This window comes from Pseudonocardia alni (genome assembly GCF_002813375.1).
Classification (GTDB): Bacteria; Actinomycetota; Actinomycetes; order Mycobacteriales; family Pseudonocardiaceae; genus Pseudonocardia; species Pseudonocardia alni.
Map to the genome: position 1 here is coordinate 1,539,136 of NZ_PHUJ01000003.1, position 15,100 is coordinate 1,554,235.

General features: G+C 75.5%; 16 protein-coding genes. 9 read left to right on the plus strand and 7 right to left on the minus strand.

Going from position 1 to position 15,100, the window contains the following annotated elements:
• Positions 1 to 10 precede the first annotated feature (10 nt).
• Positions 11 to 661 (plus strand): TetR/AcrR family transcriptional regulator, encoded by a 651-nt coding sequence (locus tag ATL51_RS07980; RefSeq protein WP_246352729.1) that lies wholly within the window; start codon positions 11 to 13, stop codon positions 659 to 661.
• On the opposite strand, the gene ATL51_RS07985 is transcribed toward ATL51_RS07980, so the two are convergent.
• The 5 genes from ATL51_RS07985 to ATL51_RS08010 form a co-directional block, all read right to left on the minus strand.
• A complete protein-coding gene (locus ATL51_RS07985) occupies positions 619 to 1,899 on the minus strand; it encodes a phosphodiester glycosidase family protein (protein WP_100878190.1) in 1,281 nt (426 codons plus the stop codon). The genes ATL51_RS07980 and ATL51_RS07985 overlap by 43 nt on opposite strands.
• A gap of 237 nt (positions 1,900 to 2,136) precedes the next feature.
• Positions 2,137 to 3,504, minus strand: a complete 1,368-nt coding sequence (locus ATL51_RS07990; protein WP_073574331.1) for an LLM class flavin-dependent oxidoreductase — start codon at positions 3,502 to 3,504, stop codon at positions 2,137 to 2,139.
• Positions 3,501 to 4,838, minus strand: a complete 1,338-nt coding sequence (locus ATL51_RS07995) for an MFS transporter (protein ID WP_301548939.1) — start codon at positions 4,836 to 4,838, stop codon at positions 3,501 to 3,503. Before ATL51_RS07995 ends, ATL51_RS07990 begins: the two co-directional genes overlap by 4 nt.
• Positions 4,839 to 5,015: 177 nt before the next feature.
• Entirely contained in the window at positions 5,016 to 5,780 is a 765-nt protein-coding gene (gene erm, locus ATL51_RS08000; RefSeq protein ID WP_100880561.1) for a 23S ribosomal RNA methyltransferase Erm, read from the minus strand.
• 204 nt (positions 5,781 to 5,984) lie between these two features.
• Entirely contained in the window at positions 5,985 to 6,893 is a 909-nt protein-coding gene (locus tag ATL51_RS08010; protein WP_100878192.1) for an enoyl-CoA hydratase-related protein, read from the minus strand.
• 145 nt (positions 6,894 to 7,038) lie between these two features.
• On the opposite strand from ATL51_RS08010, the gene ATL51_RS08015 reads away from it, so the two are divergent.
• Positions 7,039 to 7,725: a hypothetical protein gene (locus ATL51_RS08015; RefSeq protein ID WP_100878193.1), complete on the plus strand. Its 687-nt coding sequence runs from the start codon at positions 7,039 to 7,041 to the stop codon at positions 7,723 to 7,725.
• A gap of 11 nt (positions 7,726 to 7,736) precedes the next feature.
• Here ATL51_RS08015 and ATL51_RS08020 read toward each other — a convergent pair whose 3' ends face one another.
• Complete coding sequence (locus tag ATL51_RS08020) at positions 7,737 to 8,444, minus strand: DUF1990 family protein (protein WP_073574333.1); 708 nt, start codon at positions 8,442 to 8,444, stop codon at positions 7,737 to 7,739.
• A 103-nt stretch (positions 8,445 to 8,547) separates the two neighbouring features.
• Here ATL51_RS08020 and ATL51_RS08025 point away from each other — a divergent pair, with 103 nt between their 5' ends.
• The 5 genes from ATL51_RS08025 to hepT all read left to right on the plus strand — a co-directional run bounded on the left by ATL51_RS08025 (position 8,548) and on the right by hepT (position 10,844).
• Positions 8,548 to 8,778 carry a hypothetical protein gene (locus ATL51_RS08025; protein WP_062403384.1) on the plus strand — a complete coding sequence of 77 codons (231 nt, stop codon included), beginning with the start codon at positions 8,548 to 8,550 and terminating at the stop codon, positions 8,776 to 8,778.
• Between the two features lie 56 nt (positions 8,779 to 8,834).
• Positions 8,835 to 9,500 carry a DUF1990 family protein gene (locus ATL51_RS08030; RefSeq protein WP_251785197.1) on the plus strand — a complete coding sequence of 222 codons (666 nt, stop codon included), beginning with the start codon at positions 8,835 to 8,837 and terminating at the stop codon, positions 9,498 to 9,500.
• A gap of 34 nt (positions 9,501 to 9,534) precedes the next feature.
• Positions 9,535 to 9,957 carry a DUF5313 family protein gene (locus ATL51_RS08035; protein WP_100878194.1) on the plus strand — a complete coding sequence of 141 codons (423 nt, stop codon included), beginning with the start codon at positions 9,535 to 9,537 and terminating at the stop codon, positions 9,955 to 9,957.
• Positions 9,958 to 10,056: 99 nt separating this feature from the next.
• Positions 10,057 to 10,458, plus strand: coding sequence for a type VII toxin-antitoxin system MntA family adenylyltransferase antitoxin (gene mntA, locus ATL51_RS08040; protein WP_100878195.1), 402 nt, complete (start codon positions 10,057 to 10,059; stop codon positions 10,456 to 10,458).
• Positions 10,458 to 10,844 (plus strand): type VII toxin-antitoxin system HepT family RNase toxin, encoded by a 387-nt coding sequence (gene hepT, locus ATL51_RS08045; protein WP_073574336.1) that lies wholly within the window; start codon positions 10,458 to 10,460, stop codon positions 10,842 to 10,844. Before mntA ends, hepT begins: the two co-directional genes overlap by 1 nt.
• A gap of 88 nt (positions 10,845 to 10,932) precedes the next feature.
• On the opposite strand, the gene ATL51_RS08050 is transcribed toward hepT, so the two are convergent.
• Entirely contained in the window at positions 10,933 to 12,075 is a 1,143-nt protein-coding gene (locus ATL51_RS08050; protein WP_100880563.1) for a Glu/Leu/Phe/Val family dehydrogenase, read from the minus strand.
• Between the two features lie 327 nt (positions 12,076 to 12,402).
• On the opposite strand from ATL51_RS08050, the gene ATL51_RS08055 reads away from it, so the two are divergent.
• On the plus strand, positions 12,403 to 13,353 hold the full coding sequence (locus ATL51_RS08055) for a LysR family transcriptional regulator (RefSeq protein WP_073574337.1): 951 nt from the start codon (positions 12,403 to 12,405) through the stop codon (positions 13,351 to 13,353).
• A 124-nt stretch (positions 13,354 to 13,477) separates the two neighbouring features.
• A complete protein-coding gene (locus ATL51_RS08060; RefSeq protein ID WP_301548940.1) occupies positions 13,478 to 15,016 on the plus strand; it encodes a molybdopterin-dependent oxidoreductase in 1,539 nt (512 codons plus the stop codon).
• The last annotated feature ends 84 nt before the right edge of the window (positions 15,017 to 15,100 follow it).

Consider the following 15,100-nt stretch of genomic DNA (forward strand, 5'->3'; position numbering starts at 1 on the left):
CTCGTCGGTGATGACCTCACCCGCACGTCCACCCCGGCGTATGACGCCCGAGGCCCGCCGCGCACAGCTCGTGTCCGCCGCGCTCGACCTCTACGGCGCCCGCTCGCCGGAGGAGGTGGCCGTCGAGGACGTCACCCGGGCCGCGGACGTGTCCCGGGCGCTGTTCTACCGGTACTTCTCCGGGATGGAGGAGCTGCACGTCGCGGCGCTGGGCAGCGTCGCCGAGGAGCTCATCGACCGGGTCGCGCTGCCCACCGACGGCCCGCTGGACGGGCAGCTGGCCGACGCGCTGGACGTGTTCCTCGACGTCGTCGGCCGGCATTCGCGGGCCTACATCGCGCTGCTGCGCAGCGGTTCGGTCGTCTCCACCGGGGAGACCGACGCCATGGTCGACGGCGTGCGCGACCACATCGTGGACCTGCTGTGCGTGCGCGGCGGCGTCCCCGACCCGACCCCGCTGCAGCTGATGACCCTGCGCGGCTGGGTCGCGCTGGTCGAGGGCTCGGTGCTGGTGTGGCTGGAGGCGGGCCGGGTGCCCGCCCACGCCGAGCTGCGGGACTGGCTGGTGGAGCAGCTGTTCGCGATGCTCGGGGTCACCGTCGCCCGCGACCCGGACGCTCAGTTCTCCACGACGCCGAGCGCGTTGGGCACCAGCCGGTAGGCGTCCTCGGACGGGCTGTTCACGACCTGGTCGCGGAACACCATCGTCGAGGAGCCGCCGCCGTCGAGGTTGACGCCGTCGACGGCGCCCGCCCGGCGCAACTGCTCGGCGGTCTCGGCCAGGGTGATCCCGACCGAGGTCGACTCGCGGCCGTCGGCGGTGAGCAGGATCAGCCGTCCCTGCGCGGTGAGGCCCGCGGCGCTGCGCGGGTCGCGCGAGCGGGCGTCCAACCCGGCGACGGGTGTGCCGTCGCGCAGGATCGGTGACGCCCCGACCGCGGTCCGCGGCACGGTCCCCGACGCGGCGGTGAGCGCCTGCCGCACGGTGACACGGTCGCCGACGGCGAGCCCGCGCAGCGCGGCGGCGCCCTGGTCGCGGCCGGCGAGGGCCTGTTCCCCGGCCGGGATCGCTCCCCCGCCGGGTGGGCCGACGGCGGTGACCGCGCCGTCGCGGACCACGACCTCGAACCGGTCCGGTGCGCACGGCGCGTCCCGGTCGGTGTCGCTGCCGCACAGCGTGGCGGCCCGGTCGCCCGCCCAGTCGGAGGTGAACAGCCCGATCCCGCCGACGGGCACGGCGTAGGCGTTGAGGGTGTCGATGCGCAGGCGGCCCTCCGGCCCGGTCGCGGACGCGTCGAGGGTGAGCCGGTCCAGACGGGGGGTGCCGTCGTCGTCGATCGCGAGGACGTCGCCCTGCTGGGCGCCGGGGACGCCCGGGGCGAGCCGCCGCCCGGGCGGCACGGCGGAGGTGAGTGCCCGGCCGTCGCGGACCGAGGGGCCGGCCGGGGCGTTGCTGCGGGCCAGGTCGAAGAAGTCGCCGTTGATCGCGGCGACGGCGCCGCCGCGCCGGGCGTGCGCGGGCACCGACGACCGCTCCCCGACCGTTGCGCCGGTGAGCAGGGTGGCGCGCAGCTCGGCCCGGTTCAGGTCGGCGACGACGATGTCGACGGTCACCGGCCCGGCCGGGGTGTCGACCCGCTCCTCGCGGTGGGTGATCGCGGGGGCCTGCGGGGCCGGGGCGACGGGCGCCGCGGCCGGGCCCGGGGCGGCACCGGGTGCGGCGGAATCGGATGCGGCGGACCCGGCCCCTGCCGCGGGCGATGCCGCGGACGCGGTGGCCGCGACGGGGTACGCCTCCCGGGCGGGGGCCGCGGACGCCTGCTGGGTGGCCGGTACCAGTACCCCGATCACGACCGCCGCCGCCACCGCCGCGCCCCGGCTGCCCGTCCACCCCACCATGCCCGCACTCCCCCGATCGCCACCCCGGCCGGGACCGAGATGAACACGGCGGTACGGCGACGGCGCGGGGCGTCACGCGTCGGTGGTGCAGTGCCACCTGGTCGGGGTCGCGACGTGCCTCTGCGGGGTGGCCCTGCACCGCGGAACGCGACCGTCGGCACCATGATCACCGGGAGTGGGGCGGCCGGGTGCGGGGGCTGCTCCCCGCGCTCCGCTCCCGGTGGTCATGGCGTGGCGTCAGTGCGTACGGTGCGCCGCCCCGGGGTGGTCCTTCGCGAGCCGGGCGCCGTCGCCGGTGCCGTAGCGCTCGCGCAGGGTGGGGCCGCCCGCGTCGGCGGCGGCGGGCATCCGGCCGCGGCGGCGCAGCTCGGGCACGACGTGGGTGACGACGTCGGCCATCGTCCCCGGGGTGACGGCGTAGGCCAGGTTGAAGCCGTCGAGGTCGGCCTCGTCGGCCCAGCGCTCCAGCTCGTCGGCGACACCCGCCCCCGACCCGACGAGGAGCGGCCCGCGCCCGCCGACGGTGATGAACTCCGCGAGCTCCCCCACCGTCCAGTCGCGGTCCGGCCCGGTGAACGACGCCAGCGCCGAGCGGGTCGCGTCGGTCTGCACGTACTCGAGCTTCTGCTCCGGCGAGGCCCCCGCCAGGTCGACGCCGGACCAGCCGCCGAACAGCGCCAGCGCCGCGGACGGGTCGGTCAGCTCCAGGTACTCGGCCAGCGTCGCGCGGGCGGCCGCGTCGGTCTCCCCGGCGATCGCGGTGAGCATCGCGAAGACCTTCACCGAGCGCGGGTCCCGCCCGGCGCGGGCGGCCTCGGCACGCACGGCGTCGACCGAGCGGCGGACCACCGCGGGCGACGGGCCGGACACGAACACGGCCTCGGCGTGGGTGCCGGCGAACCGGGCACCGCGCGGCGACGCGCCCGCCTGGAAGATCACCGGGGTGCGCTGCGGGGACGGCTCGGACAGGAACGGGCCGGGCACGTCGAACCAGCGGCCGTGGTGGGCGATGTCGTGCACCCGGTCCGGCTCGGTGAACACGCCGCGGGCGCGGTCGCGGACCACGGCGTCGTCGTCCCAGGAGCCCTCCCACAGCTTGTAGCAGACCTCCAGGAACTCCTCGGCGAGCTCGTAGCGCTCGTCGTGCGGGATCTGCCCGGACCGGCCGAGGTTGCGCGCCGCGGAGTCCAGGTAGGACGTGACGACGTTCCAGGCGACCCGGCCACGGGTGAGGTGGTCGAGGGTGGTGAGCCGCCGCGCCAGCGCGTAGGGGTGCTCGTAGGCGACCGAGACGGTCACCCCGAACCCGAGCCGCGAGGTCACCCCCGCCATCGCGGGGACGAGCAGCAGCGGGTCGGCGAGCGGGACCTGCGCGGCGGCGCGGACGGCGGCGTCACGGGAGCCGCCGTAGACGTCGTAGACGCCGAGGACGTCGGCGAGGAACAGCGCGTCGAAGCCGCCGTCCTCCAGCATCCGGGCCAGCGAGGTCCAGTGGTCGAGGTCGGTGTAGCGGTGCCCCTCGTCGGACGGGTGGCGCCACAGCCCGGCGGACTGGTGGCCCACACAGGCCATGTCGAAGGCGTTGAGCAGGATGCGGCCGGTCATGCCGACACCTTCTCCCGAGCGGTGCGCAGCCCGCCCCGGTGGGTCTCGGGGAGCAGGACGGTGGAGACGACGCAGATCGCGAACAGCATCCCGAAGTACCCCCAGATCAGCCACGGGGTCCCGCCGCCGGCGTAGAGCAGCGCGGTGGCGACCAGCGGCGTCGTGCCGCCGATGACCGACCCGATCTGGTAGCCCAGCGACGCCCCGCTGTAGCGCAGCCGGGTGTCGAACAGCTCGCCGTACCAGGCCGCCTGCGGGCCGTACATCGCGTCGTGGAAGAGGTTGACCAGCACCACCATGCCGACCACGACCAGCACGGTGGACCCGGTGTCGAGCAGCAGGAAGAAGGCCCCGAGGAACAGCGGCGCCCCGATCGCGCCGGCCAGGTAGACCGGCTTGCGGCCGACCCGGTCGGACAGGACCGCCCACAACGGCGTCGAGAACAGCCCGATCGCCGACGCGATGATCACCGCGGTCAGACCGGCGCCCTCGGCGGCGCCCGAGTCGCCTTGGGCCAGGTAGGTCAGCGCGAACGTCGTCGCCAGGATGTAGACGGAGTTCTGGGCGATCCGGCTGCCGACGGTCAGCAGCACGGTGCGCCAGTCGGTGCGCAGCACCTCCAGCACCGGGCGGCGGGACAGCGTCCCGGCGTCGCGGGCGGCGGTGAACACCGCGGGGTCGGCGAGGGTGAGCCGGATGGCCAGCCCCACCACGACGAGCACCGCGCTGAGCAGGAACGGGATCCGCCAGGCCCCGGCGAGGAACGCCTCCTTGCCCGCGATCGCGAGCACCGCGGTGTAGACACCCGACGCGAGCAGCATCCCGGCCGAGGAGCCGATCTGCGGGAAGCTGCCGAACAGGCCGCGTCGGCGCTCGGTCTCGGCGTGCTCGACGGCCATGAGCACCGCACCGGCCCACTCCGCGCCCACGGCGAGCCCCTGGGCCAGGCGCAGCACCACGAGCAGCACCGGGGCCAGCAGCCCGACGGTCGGGTAGGTCGGCAGCAGCCCGATGAGCGTCGTCGCGACGCCCATCAGCACCAGCGACCCGACCAGGACGGCGCGGCGGCCGATCCGGTCCCCCAGGTGCCCGGCGACGACGGCGCCGATCGGCCGCGCCCCGAACCCGGCGGCGTAGGTCGCGAACGAGGCGAGCACTCCGGTCGCCGGGTCGGCGTCGGTGAAGAACAGCGGAGCGAACACCAGCGCCGCGGCGGTGGCGTAGAGGTAGAAGTCGTACCACTCGATGGTGGTCCCGACGAGGCTCGCGACGGCGGCACGGCGCGGCGTGGCACCGGACGTCGGGGCGGGATCGGACACGGCGGAGCTGGACACGGGACCTGCCGGTGGGTGAGGCGGAGCGGGGAGTCGGTGCGCGAGGCCGGGGTCAGCGACAGGCGTGCGACGACAGGCGGCCGTGGTCCAGCCACCGCCGGCGGGTCAGCTCCGAGTGCTCCACACCGCCCACCCGAACAGACGACACCCGCCCGGCGCAACGGAGCGGGACCGGGGTCACCCTCGCCCGGCCACCCGGGCATGCAGCCGGACCCACTGCCCGGCGTCGAGGTCGCGTGGCAGTGCCCGCGGCCCGAGACCGCACTCGCGCGCCCAGTCCCGGGCGAGGGCGCGGCCGAACCGCCGCCCGACGACGTCGACGACCCCGCGGCCGCGGCCGGTGAACACCGCGTCGACCATCCGGTGGTGGTCCCGGGGCCGGGCGTCGAGCAGCGGCACGTCGCGGCGGGCGATCTCCAGCACCCCGCCGTCGACGGCCGGGACCGGCCGGAACGCCCGGGCCGGGACACGGTCGTGCAGGGTGAAGGTGAACCACGGCCACCAGCGGGCGGTGAGCGCGCTGGTGCCGCCGACCGCCGCCCGCTTGCGCGCCACCTCCCACTGCACCAGCAGCAGCGCGTGCGCCCAGCGCGGGGCGCCCAGCAGACGTCGCAGCAGCGGGGTGGTCACCGCGTACGGGACGTTGGACACCACGTCGACGGGCCGGTCCAGGCGGGCGTCGAGCAGGTCGCCGTGGACGACGGTGACGGCGTCGCCGAACCGCCGTCGCAGCCGGGCCACCCGGTGCGGGTCGAGTTCGACCGCGGTCAGCGGCCTGCCGGGCAGCCGCAGCAGCGCGGCGGTCAGCGCGCCGTCGCCGGGGCCCAGCTCCAGCAGCGGCCGGGGCGGGTACCCGGCGACGACGGCGGCCAGCGCGGCCGGGACAGAGGCGTCGACGAGGAAGTTCTGACCGTGCTCATGACGGCCGAGCGGGCGGGGCAGGGGGGATCGCACAGGAGGCTCCCGGGGTGGGAGCCGGGGGCGCGGCGGGGCGCCGCCCGGCAGGGGTACGAGGACCGGCTGCTCGGACGGCGGCGCCAGGAGATCGGCAGGGATCAGGTGCGGCGCCGCCGTCGGGCGACGCGCAGGCGTATCGAGGCCACGGGGCGACGGTAGGGGCGACGGGGTCGCCGGCGCACCCGGATTTCAGTCCGTCAGGTCGGCGGGCGGCGCGGGCCAGCGCGGCAGGACGTGGCCGGGGTAGTCGTCGGAGACGGTGTCGGGGAAGGCGGGCGGGCGCTTCTCCAGGAACGAGGTGACACCCTCGGCGACGTCGCGGCCCTGCCCGAGGTGCGCGATCGCGGCCGAGTCGGCGCGGTGGGCGTCCCACGGGCTGGGCGCGCCGAGCATCCCCCACAGCAGCTGGCGGGTCAGCGCGACCGACACCGCGGAGGTGTTGTCGGCGATCTCGCGGGCGATCGCGTACGCCGCGCCGAGCAGCTCGTCGTCGGGCAGGACACGGGACACCAGCCGGCCGTCGAGGGCCTCGGCGGCGTCGAACACCCGGCCGGTCGCGGCCCACTCCATCGCCCGGGAGACGCCGACGATCCGGGGCAGGAACCAGCTCGACGCGGCCTCGGGGACGAGCCCGCGGCGGGCGAACACGAAGCCGAACCGGGCCGAGGCGCCGGCCAGCCGGATGTCGGCGGGCAGCGTCATCGTCGCCCCGATGCCGACCGCGGGCCCGTTGACGGCGGCGATCACCGGGGTGCGCAGCGCCGCCATCCGCATGGTCACGGTGCCGCCGCCGTCGCGGACGACGCCGCCGATGGTGCCGACGCCCGCCCGGTCGGCGGCGCGCTGCGGGTCGGTGGGGTCGAACGACGCCCCGCCACGGCCCAGGTCGGCGCCGGCGCAGAAGCCGCGGCCGCGGCCGGTGAGCACGATCGCGCGGACGGCGTCGTCGGCGTCGGCGCGGTCGTAGGCGGCGATCAGCTCGCGGGCCATCGTCGGGGTGAACGCGTTGAGGCGGTCCGGGCGGTCGAGGGTGATCGTGACGACCCGGTCGTCGACGTCGTAGGAGATCTCGGTGAAGGCGGGAGCGTCGGTGCTCATGATCGGCGAGTCTGCCCCGCCCCGCGCCCGGGCGACAGTGCCCGCGGCGCCCGCAGCCCGTCCGCAAGTGGGCTGCAAGCGGCCGGGCGCACGGTGGTCCCGCCGCGCCGGACCGACCGGACGCGCCCCTCCGGAAGGACCCACCGTGACCGTGCAGGACGCCCCCACCACACCCACCACCCCGGCCGTCCCCGCCGTCGACCCCACCCGGCGACGCCTGGTGGTGGGCGGCGGCGTGATGCTGCTCGCCTCCGCCGTGCTCTCGCTCGCCGGTGGCGTCGCCCACCCCGTCGTCGACGGGAACGCCCACTCCGTCGCGTCCCTGCTCGCCCCCGGCTCGCCGTGGGCGCAGCTGTCGATCTACGCCGGCGCGCTCGCGCTGATGATGGGCCTACCCGCGGCCTGGGGCTGGTTCGCCCCGCGGGCCGGTGTGCTCGGCACGCTCGGGTTCGGCCTGTACTTCCTGGGCAATGCGCTGAGCGCGCAGGGCCACCTCGTCGTCGAGGGGCTGGTGGCGCCCGCGATCGCCCGCGCCGCCCCGGAGCTGGTCCCCGACGACGGCAGCATCCTCGCCGCCCCCGGTTTCGCGCTGCTGCAGATGGTCGGCGGGCTGGTTCTCCTGGCCGGGCTGGCGTTGACGGGTGTGGCGCTGATGCGCACCACCGGGGTGCCGCGCTGGATCGGCGCGGCCGCGCTGACCGGGGCGCTGCTGCTGTTCGTGCCGCTGCCGGAGGCCCCGGTGCTCAGCGGGCTGCACGTGGAGCTGCTGCGCGGGATCGCCGTCGCCGGGCTCGGGGTCGTCATGATCCGCGAGGTGCGGGCCGCCCGGTGAGGCCCGCCGCGTCATCCGGCGGTCGCGAACCGCCGGGTGCGCACCGTCACGCCGCCGTCCGGGCGGCCGCCCGCGATGGCGGCCGCCCGGATGCAGGCGTGCGTCCACATGTTGAACTGCACCTCCTTGGCCACCCGCAGGGTGTTGTAGAGCACGTGCGACAGCCGGTCCCCGGGCCGCGCCCAGGACTCGATGTCGAAGCGCAGCATCTCCGGGTGGTCCGGGTCGCGACGGGTGCGGAACTCGATCCGGCCTGCCTCCAGGTGCCCGTCGAGGGTGACGAAGGAGAACTCGCTCGGCCCGGCGGCGGCCACCCGCACCGGGCCGTCCCACGGGCCGGGCATGCGGATCAGGAACTCGTCGCCGACCGCCATCCCGCCGGGCTCACCACGGGTGCGGCGGAACACCGCGAACTCCGGTGACCAGCGGTCGGGGTCCGCGGCGAGGCGCGTCATGAGCTCCTCGGGGCTCAGCCGGGACCCGCGGATGCGCACGCTGTAGCGCCGGTGCAGCAGGGTCCCGACCCCGTCCGACGGGCGCTGGACGTCGTCGCCCTCGGCGCCCTGCGGCGAGGCGGGCGGCAGGTCCCCCAGGTCCCCGACGACGTCGCTGCGGTGGATCGGTGTGGTGCGCCAGAAGTAGCGCCACGACACCAGCGCCAGACCCACCGGCCAGCGCAGCACCGCCGACACCCGCCGGGACCGCCGGTCCCCCGTCACCGGGGTGGACCGATCTCTCGTCGTGGCCGTCCTGGAAGTCCGCACGGCGTGGACATACCCCCTCTGCGGGATTACATCCGCCGGGAGCGGGGAAGGAACCGCCATGACGGTCGGACGTGTCCTGCACCGGGTCGGGTTGCGCGGTGCCCAGCTCCAGTGGTTCTCCCTCGGCTCGGTGGGCTTCTCCATCGCGCTGTGGCTGCGCGCGAAGACCGTGGACCAGGACGAGCGCGGCAACGCCGAACGCCGCGCCGTCTTCGTCGGCCTGTGGCCGTCGATGTTCTGGCTGATCGGCGACTCGATGCGGCGCGAGGAGAAGGGCCGTCGGTCCTGAAGCGCCCCGCCCCCGGGGACCGTCGCGCCGACCTGGACGGGCTCGCCGCACGCGGCGTGAACTTCGACGACGCCGAGACCCCCACCGACACCCGTGACCCGCGCTGGCACGTCGACCACGGCCGGGCCCTGGTCGGCACCGAGCCACCCGGCGACCCGGTCCCCGACGGACCCTGGGAACGTGCCTGCGCGGTGCTGCGCGACTACCAGTTCACCGCCCCGAACCGGCTGCGCGGCGTGTTCCGCCCGTCCGACCCGCTGCTGGGGCGGGACATGCTGCTGGAGGGCCGGTTCGGGCCGATGCGCTTCCACCTCGGCGTCCGCGTGACCGGCCTCGTCGACGAGACCGTCGACGGCCGGCGTGTCTGGGGCTGGACCTACGAGACCCTGCACGGGCACCTGGAGGAGGGCCGGCTCACCTATGAGGTGGTCAAGGACCTCGCGACCGGCGACGTCGAGTTCGTCATCCGCGCGTTCTCCCGGCCCGCGCACATCCCGAACCCCCTGTTCCGGCTCGGCTTCGGGTTGTTCGGCCGCGCGGTGCAGCTGGAGTTCTACCATCGGGCCGGGCAGCGGGTCCGCGAGCTCGTGGCCGACGCGGCGGCGGGCAGGCCGCTGCCGCAGCCGCTGCCGGGTGCCGACGGCGTGACCGTCGCCCCGCAGAACGGCGGACGGCACTGGACGGACCCGTTCGCCGTGCTCGTCCGGCATCCGGGTGTCTGACCCGGGTGCGCGATCCGAGAAGGGGGAACGTCCGATGGACGACCGGATCCGGCGTCCGAACCCGTTCCGCTGGGTGGCCTACGCCTTCGGTGCCCGGCTGCCGGATCGGAACCGGCGCTGGGTGCTGCACGACGTCACGACCCGCACCTGGGTGCTGCGCCACTTCCTCCGTACGACGGTCCAGCTGATCCCGCTGCTGGCCCTGCTGTTCCTGGTGGTGCCCGGCCCGGCGTGGGTGCGGCTGGGCGCCATCGCCTCCGGCGCGGTGATCGGCTACTTCTACTCGATGGTCTACGTGGTCGAGGCGTGCGAGACCCGGGTGATGAAGGCCGGCTACCCGGTGGGGGCGGCCGCGTCGACCCGGGAGGCGCGGCGCGCCGAACAGCACGTCGACGCCCGGCTGCGCCACGACCAGGAGTTCGGGGCGGACCGCGACCGGGACGACCGCCGGGGCTGAGCACCCCCGCCGCGGCGCGCCCCGGCCGCGGTCCCGCCGCGCCGTCGGGCCGGGCCGGTCCGGGTCGATGCCCACGTCAGGGCGCGGGGGTGTGCCACGATGACCGTCGTGGATCCCGATCTCGGCCCGGTGTTCACCGCGCACGACGTCGCGGTGGCCTACCTGTTCGGGTCGCGCGCCACCGGGACCGCGCGGCCGGACAGCGACCACGACGTGGCGGTGCTGTTCGCCGGTGAGCCGGCTCCCGTCGCCACCGAGCTGCTCGCCGCCGACCTGGCCGCCCGGCTCGGGACCGGGGTGGACGTCGTCGACCTCGGGCGGGCGGGCCTCGAGCTGCGCGGCCGGGTCGCGGAGTCCGGCCGGCTGTTGTTCAGCGCCGACGAGGTCGCACGGGTCCGGTTCGAGGTGGACGCCCGGATGCGCTGGATCGAGTTCCGCCCCGTCCTGGAGGAGACGACCCGTTCCTTCCTCGCCCGTGTCGCGCGGGAGGGGCTGCGCTGATGGTCGACGCCGACCGCGTGCGCCGGTTGCTGGTGATGCTGGAGCGCTACCGGGACCTGCTCGCCGAGGACGCCCCCGACCCGTTCCGTCGTCGTCACCTGGTGCAGACGGCCGCGCAGATCTGCATCGACCTGGCCAACCACGTCATCGCCGCCGACGGCCACCGGACCCCGCGGGACTACGGCGACGCCTTCCGCGTGCTCGCCGAGGTGGGTGTGCTCGACGACGGGCTCGCCGGCCGGATGGTGGCGCTCGCCGGAGCGCGCAACCTCATCGTGCACCTCTACGCCGAGGTCGACGACGACCTGCTCGCCCGCAGCATCCGCGACGGCGGTCTCGACGACCTGGGCGCCTTCGCCGCCCGCATCGCCGCCCTCGCCGGCTGACGGGCACGCCGCGGCTCCCCGTCCCGGCGCGCGGCCCCCGGTGCACGGGGTGCCGCGCGACGTCACGGGGCGCCGCGGGTGGAGCGGGTCAGGGGATGACGACCGGCCCGGTGGTCGGGGCGGGGTCGTCGGCCCAGCGGTGCCCGGTCTCGCGCGGGGTGACGCCGTCCTCGGACCACGCGGCCAGCAGCTGCGCGACCTTGGCGTGCATCACGGTGCGCAGCCGGTCGAAGGAGTTCTGCGGGTCGTCGTCGACCTCACCGAGCAGCAGCCACCAGGCCCAGGCGACCGCACCGGCGTTGGCGACGAAGTCCGGCAGCACCGGCACGCCGCGGGCGGCGAGCATGGCCTCGGCCTCCGGGGTGGTCGCGGCGTTCGCGGCCTCGACGACCACACGGGCGCGGACGTCGTAGGAGTTGTCCGGGGTGATCGCGTAGGAGATCGCGGCCGGCACCAGGATGTCGACCTCGGCGGAGAGGATCGCGGTGCGCGGGAGCTGCTCGACACCGGCGGGCAGCCGGGTGCGGTCGATCTCGCCGAAGCCGTCGCGCAGGTCCAGCAGCGCGGGCACGTCGAGCCCGTCGGCACAGTGCAGGGTGCCCGCGGCGTCGGCCAGCGTGGTGACCTGCATCCCGGCCTCGTGCAGGTAGTAGGCGGCCGCACCGCCCATCGTGCCGACGCCCTGGATCGCGACCGTGGTGTCGGCCGGGATCTGGCCCCAGGACACCGCGGAGGCCAGGCAGGCGTGCGCGACGCCGTAGCCGCCGATCACGTCGCCCAGCTCGAACCCGCCGTCGACCTCGGCGGTCAGCCCGGTGCGCACCCGCTCCAGGGTGGCGGCCGGGTCGGCGGCACGGCTGATCGCGGCGTGGTAGCTCTGGCCGAGGCCGATCTTCTCGAAGACCTCGTCGATCAGGTGCTGCGGGACGCCGAGGTCCTCCGCGGTCACCCAGTGCGCGTCGATCCAGGGGCGCATGGCCTCGCAGAACCGCTCCAGCACCTCGACGGCGCGCGGGTCCTTCGGGTCGAAGTCGATGCCGCCCTTGGCCCCGCCGATCGGCAGGTCGAAGGTGGCGGTCTTGTTGGCCATGCCCCGTGCGAGGTCCTCGACCTCGGACAACGTGCAGCCGGCCCGCATCCGGGTGCCGCCGGTGGCGAGGCCCGCCCGCAGGGTGTGCACGACCAGGTAGCCGACGGCGCCGGTCACGGCGTCGTTCCACTGCAGGCGCATGTACGGCTCGGGGCGGCGGACGACCGGAGCGACGGTGGGCGCCGGGGCGCCGGCGACGTACGGGGCGGCCGTGGCCGCCGTCTGCGGGGTGCTCCCGGCCGGGTTCTGCATCGTCGTCATGGCGACCCACCTCCTGCTCGTGCTGCACCGGTCGTCGCCGCCAGGGGCCGTTCCGGTCTCGTCGACATCGCGGACCTCGTCGTCCCCCGGCCGCAGACGTTCGGCGACCGATGGCCCCAGGTTGGGGTCGCACCCGGCCCCGCGTCCATTTACGGATCATTCACGGCGCTGTTCACCGTTCCTGCACAGCGCAATAGGCTCGGCCACATGGAGCTGTCCCTGTCTCGGCTGCGGATGCTGCGCGAGCTGCACCGGCGGGGAACCATCACGGCGGCGGCGACCGCGCTGCACTACACGGCGTCGGCGGTGTCCCAGCAGCTCGCGCAGCTCGAGCGCGACGTCGGGACCCGCCTGTTCGAACGGAGAGGTCGCCGGGTCCAGCTCACCGACCTCGGGGTCCTGCTGGCCGAGCACGCCGAGGAGATCCTCGCCTCGGTCGAGCGCGCCACCCAGGCCCTGGAGGGGGCGGGCGAGACCGTTGCGGCCAAGCTCACCGCCGGGGTGTGGGCCTCGGTCGCCTCGGGCCTGCTGCCCGACGCACTGACCGCGCTGGCCCGTACCCACCCCGGTGTCGAGGTCCGCACCCGCGAGCTCGCCCCGGAGGAGACCGCGGCCGCGGTGCGCGACGGCGAGCTCGACCTGTCCTTCGTCATCGACTACTCGAACTACCCGATGACGTGGGACAAGGGCCTGGAGCGGGCGGTCATCGCCGTCGAGCGGGTCTACGCGGCGGTGCCGGCCGGGGCCGTGCCGGCCGCGAGCGTGATGCTGTCGGAACTGGCCGAGCACCCGTGGATCGTGTCGCCCGCCCGGTCGCACTTCGGGCAGGCGGCCCGGCTGGCCTGCCAGAGCGCGGGCTTCGAGCCGCGGATCGACCACGAGGTCGAGGAGCAGGCCACCGCGATGGCGATGGTCGCGGCCGGGCTCGGCGTCACCCTGGTGACCGACCTGGGCCTGGCGCTGCGCCCGCCGGGGGTCGACATCGTCGCACTCGGCGACGCCCTGACCCGCACGGTGTCACTGGCCTACCGCACCACCACCGCACGACGGGCCGCGCTGCCGCTGGTGATCGAGGCCGTCCGGACCGCGGCGGCGCAGAAGGGGCTCGGCGCCGACGCCCCGATCCCGGTGCAGCCGGACTCGCTCGGCCTGGCCTGACCCGTTCCGCGGCGGAATCGTCGGAACCCGGTCGAACCGTTTCCGCCGCCGGTTCCGAAGAACGGTCGTGCTGACCGAGAACCGGACCGAGGGAAACGGGCCCCTGGCCCTTCCGTCGCGTTCCGTGGCGATCCTGGTGGAACTGCTGGCGATCTCCGCGGCGGTGGCATCGGGACACCTCGTGTCGGCCCTCGTGGCACCGGCGTCGTCGCCCTTCGTGGCCGTCGGCGACGCGGTCGTGCGGCTCTCGCCGCAGCCGGTCGTGGAGTTCGCCAAGTCCGCGTTCGGGACGGCCGACAAGCCGGTCCTGCTCGCCGGGATCGGCGTGCTGCTGGTGCTGCTCGGCGCACTGGCCGGGCTCGCGGCGCGGCGACGGCCCGCGGTGGGGACCGCGGTCGTCGCCGCGCTGGGGCTGCTCGCGGTGGCCGCGGTGCTGACGGGTCCGGTGCCCACCGCGACCGACCTGGCCGCCCCGGTCGTCGCGCTGGTGGTGGGCGTGGTGGTGCAGCGGGGGCTGGACCGCCTCGCCCGCCGTCCCGGTGGGACCCGCACCGGGAGCGACGGGAGCGGTGCCGGGGTCCCCCGGCGCACCGTGCTCGCGGGGGCCTCGGCGACCGTCGCCGCCGGGACGCTCGTCGCGGGCGGGGCCGGTCTGGCACTGTCCTCCTCGGGCAGCGGGATCGCGGCGTCGCGGGCCGCGCTGACCGGCAGGCTGGCCGCGGCGACGCTCGCCGAGACCGCCCCGCCGGTGCCCGCGTCGGCCGCGTTCCCGCAGCTCGGCACCGTCCCGTTCGTGACGCCGAACGCCGACTTCTACCGGATCGACGTCGCCCTCACGATCCCCGCCGTCCGGGCCGAGGACTGGTCGCTGCGGGTGCACGGCCGCGTCGGGCGCGAGCTCGTCCTCACCGTCGACGACCTGCTGCGACGCCCGCTGGTGCAGCGCACGATCACGATGACCTGCGTGTCCAACACAGTCGGCGGGAACCTGGTGTCGACCGCGGACTTCGTCGGCGTCGAGCTGGCCCCGCTGCTGCTGGAGGCCGGGGTCGACCCGTCCGCGGACCAGATCGTCTCCACCAGCCGCGACGGCTGGACCGCGGGCACCCCGACCGCGACCGTGCTCGAACCCGGCCGGGGCGCGCTGCTCGCACTCGGCATGAACGGCGAGGCGCTGCCGGTCGAGCACGGCTTCCCGGTGCGCATGGTCGTCCCGGGTCTCTACGGCTACGTCTCGGCCACCAAGTGGCTCGCCGACATCGAGCTGACGACCTTCGCCGAGCGCAGCGTCTACTGGCGCGACCGGGGCTGGGCCGAGCGTGCCCCGATCAAGACCCAGTGCCGCATCGACGCCCCGGTCGGGTTCTCGAAGCTCCCGGCCGGACGTGTGCAGGTCGCCGGGGTCGCGTGGGCGCAGCCGGTCGGGATCACCGCCGTCGAGGTCCGCGCCGACGACGGCCCGTGGGTGCGGGCCGAGCTGGCCACCGAGGTCAACCCGAACACCTGGCGGATGTGGCGGGCCGAGCTCGACCTGTCCCCCGGCAGCCACACCCTCACCGCGCGGGCCACCGACCGTCGCGGACTCGTCCAGACCGACGTCCGGGTCGACCCGATCCCGGACGGTGCCACGGGGTGGCCCAGCACGATCATCACGGTCGTCTGAATCGTTCCACGCCCCCCCGGAAGAAATATCCGAAAAAACTTCCGGAACCGCCGAACCGCCCGGACCCACCGCCCGAACAATTCA